This is a genomic window from Parabacteroides hominis (assembly GCF_014287585.1).
GTDB lineage: Bacteria > Bacteroidota > Bacteroidia > Bacteroidales > Tannerellaceae > Parabacteroides > Parabacteroides hominis.
In genome coordinates, this window is sequence record NZ_JACOOJ010000084.1 from 1 (window position 1) to 3430 (window position 3430).

Genomic DNA, 3430 nt, shown 5'->3' on the forward strand with positions numbered 1-3430 from the left:
ATTTGTCCATAGAACAGGTCTCCCGGCAGATTGTTTGCAACGCCATTGTTTTGTTTCAGGCTGACCTGCAGGTCTGAGATGATGTTCGCCCGGTTCATATTGCTGATTTCTTCGTTTTCACTTGAAAGACCTGCCCAAGCGACAACAGTGATCTTGTCGGACCCCGGACAGCTTATTTCGATCGGTTTGACCTGCAAAAGATAGTCTCTGTCTACCGTGATTTGTTTGTAGAAATCATTATTCTCGTCGAAAACATAGAGCGTAGTGCTTTTTACGTCTCCTTTAGCTGTGATATCCGAGTTTTCAGAATATGCTTTCAGGATTACGGAAAAAGGAACTTCTGTTTCCAGAGGAATTTTTTCATCTATGATTGAAGTGGAATCGCTATCGGCTGAACAGCTTGCGAAAGACAAAACAACGGACAATGTCCAGAAAGAAAACAAACAATTTGTGAAAATTCTACCCTTTTTCATGACCCTAATTTTTTTTATATGCTAATTACTACCCTATACTCTCGAAGGAACTTCTTCAGGTTAAGACCCTCATCGAAACCTTTGTTCCTTTTTGATACTGCAAATATATCACGGCTTTTTGGATGCTGCAATAGTTTTACGTGTAAAATATGTTAAACAGATCAAAATAGTTGGAGAATATATCATCAAGAGGGTTATTAGTCTCATTTTGCGCCGTAAAACTATTAAATCTCATTCGTTTTTGAGAGAATCGCCTCTCTTTATGTGGTTGGTAAAAGTGTCATGAGCATAGCTAATCCTTTCATGGCTCAAATCCGGTTTCTGTATTTGTTGCTTGGTAGGTAAAAGTTTCAATCGGGATGGGTAAAACTATCATTTCTTTCATTATGGTTGCCGATTGCTCTAAGCCGGCCGATTTCCTGAATCCGTATAATCTGATTACTTCTTTACATTATATATATGTACGCGTTATAAACTGGAAAGAAAAAAAAAGTGGCGCACACGAGGAACAATCCGGATGTACGCCTATGCATATAAAAAATTGAGGGTAAAATGAATCAAAATGAATCAAATGAAATATTTTTCTTTATGGACAACTCTTTGAGAGAAACTTAGTTTGAAAAGTACCGATACTGTCATACTTCTTTGAAATCGATAAGCATTCGTTCGAATCTCTGTCCATTATTCTTGTACAAAAGTAAAATGAGTTTTTCTGTTCTACAATAATACGCGCGTAAAAGATGTTAAACGTGTCAATATATGGGTATTCGTGTCATTCTTGGATGGGGGCGGAGTCTTTTGATATTTAATTTCCAATTGCATCTATCGTATGAAATATAGACGATGTTATGCTTTTATGATGCCTTGCCGATGCAAAGTCCAATGATTGTCGTGATATTTTTGAAAAATAATTAGTGTTAAATGTATCGTAAGAAAAATATTTTTGCCATCTTTGTGGTGCGAAGCTGATAATAATATAGAAGGATATCTAATAAATGCATATAAATATGAAGAAAAAATCTCTGTTCAGGAGGGTGAGTGGAGTATTGACTGGTATTTTTTTCAGTACTTCATTAATCTTAGCTGCCAATGAAAATGGAAAACTATTCGGAAGTGAGACTTTGGTTGTAGTGGCTGCTCTGCTGCTTTTCTTTGTCCCCCTGTTCTTTTACGTGAGGAAACTGCATTCCGGTATGAACGACCGCTCGGACCGGATCATAAAGGAAAACGTCGCACTTGAAAGTCTGAATAAGGAAATTAATGCCCGAAACGAAGAACTGAAAGCCCGGAATGCAGAACTCGATTCCCGGAATAAGTCGTTGGAAGGGCAAATCGAGCAACAAGATGAAAAGTGCCGGGCTTTACGGAAGCAGAATGACGATCTGGCGCACGCCAACGGTGAATTGCTCCGGAAGCATAACGAGCAGGAGTTGACGATCTCCACATTAAATAATAATAAGAAAGAACTGGAACAGCTCATCGTCACCAAGATTAAGGAAAACGATACGATCCAGCGCGAAGCCGCCGACAAACTTGCCGAAGCGGAAAACCGCCTGAAAGACGCCGAGAGCATCCACGACAACTTCTTTATCGAGACGATCCACGAAATGCGCACCCCGCTTTCCTTGGTCTTGGGCTCTCTTGCCCTGGTGGTGCAGAACGACGATCCGGGGAAAGACATGTCTACCCAGTTGCTTTCCGCCTACCGTAATACGCTTGCCATGCAGGACTTGGCGGACCAGTTGATCGGTACGCGCCGTTCGAACGATGTCGCCAACTATCTGCGCATAGCCCGCTACGACATGGTCGAGATCGCTCGCCAGATTTGCGATATCTTTGTCGATTGGGTGGCCATGAACAACGTCGATTTCCGCATCAACACGCAGACGCCCGCCCTTTGGGTCTGGATGGACCGCCGCAAGATGGAGTTCGCTTTGCGTATGCTGCTGTCGAATGCCTTCAAAAATACGTTTGCTTATGGGAAAGTGACGCTCGATATATCCGTCGTGAATGAAAACGGGAAAGCCTACAGTGCGCTGGTCGTGACAGACGAGGGCCTGGACGAAGACGAAAGCGCACGCCGCGGCCTGAAGCAGATCGTAGACATGGCCGACGCGATAGGCGGCATATACCGGAGCGAGTCGGATAAGAACGGCACTTCCTACACGATCATGATCCCGCTCGGCAAACAACACCTGTTGGACCGCCGTGTCGAATTCGTAGAACCCGAATCAGACCTGGTCAAGCTCAACGCCCGCCAGAAAGAAGAGATTGCCGAACTGATCCAGGTGATCCCGCAAAAGAAGGAAACCGGAAAGAAACTCCTGGTGATCGACGACAGCGACCAGATCCGCTGGTTCCTGAAGCACGTCTTTAATAAGGAATACCAGATATTGGAAGCCCGCAACGGGCAGGATGGGGTCGACGTCGCTTTGAAAGAGGAGCCGGACCTGATCCTTTGCGACGTCATGATGCCGGTGAAAGACGGCTACGAGACCTGCCGCGAAATCAAGAGCGACCCCAAGATGGCGCAGACGCCTGTCGTGATGCTGACCGCCAAAGTCGAGAGCGAAGATGTGATTACCGGTATCGAAGCCGGGGCGGACGATTACATCACGAAACCTTTCGACGTCGAAATCCTGCGAAGCAAGATCAACAGCCTGATGAAGAAGCGCGACGATATGAAACGCTACTTCTCTAATTCTTCAGCCGCCTCGAATGAAGAAGAAAACACGCTGCCGACCAACCCGTTCATGGACGCTGTCGTCAAAAACATAGAGAAACACCTCGACGACTCTACTTTTGAAGCAAAGAAGGTGTCTGAAAAGGATGCCTTCTTTTTTTGTTATGCCGCCCGTTTATTATCCATTTTTATTTTTAAAACATCTTTGGTCTTCTCAATTGTCTCTCTTCGGGAAGTAATCCTACAGAAATAAGTAAAAAATAAAAGAGAACTG

1 protein-coding gene and 1 pseudogene are annotated in these 3430 nt (G+C 44.3%); one reads left to right on the top strand and one right to left on the bottom strand.

All coding sequences use genetic code 11. The features are described from left to right. Window positions 1-473 (bottom strand): FimB/Mfa2 family fimbrial subunit (locus tag H8S65_RS20665; protein ID WP_186931694.1); only part of this gene is annotated, 473 nt, incomplete at its 3' end. Window positions 474-1480: 1007 nt separating this feature from the next. On the opposite strand from H8S65_RS20665, the pseudogene H8S65_RS20670 reads away from it, so the two are divergent. Further along, window positions 1481-3298: pseudogene (locus tag H8S65_RS20670) on the top strand (ATP-binding response regulator); the annotation flags it as partial. Between the last annotated feature and the right edge of the window lie 132 nt (window positions 3299-3430).